Annotated in this window: 1 protein-coding gene; it reads left to right on the top strand. The window is 57.2% G+C overall.

Going from position 1 to position 264, the window contains the following annotated elements:
* Positions 1 to 116 precede the first annotated feature (116 nt).
* Positions 117 to 264, top strand: a 148-nt coding sequence (gene pspB / locus GUI70_RS25850) for an envelope stress response membrane protein PspB (protein ID WP_202630615.1), incomplete at its 3' end; no start/stop codon positions are given.

Genomic DNA, 264 nt, shown 5'->3' with positions numbered 1-264 from the left:
AATCAGCGAGCAGCTGGCGGCGTTGAAAGCCAAAATGAATCAGTCCAACCAGTAAGTATGATTGCGCGGCGCGGCGTTGCGCCGCGGCTCACCCCCTGTAAGGAGTACACCTGAGCATGCTTTTTCTCGCCATTCCGCTGACGCTGTTTGTGCTGTTTGTTCTGCCGGTCTGGCTGTGGCTGCACTACAACAATCGCGGCGCCAACGGTAGTCTGACGCAAAATGAGCAGCAACGGCTGCTGCAGTTGACCGATGACGCGAAGC

The organism is Deinococcus alpinitundrae (genome assembly GCF_009982895.1).
GTDB classification, from domain to species: domain Bacteria; phylum Deinococcota; class Deinococci; order Deinococcales; family Deinococcaceae; genus Deinococcus; species Deinococcus alpinitundrae.
The sequence above is the reverse complement of the archived record's forward strand: the minus strand, read 5'-3'. Positions and strand labels throughout refer to the sequence as shown.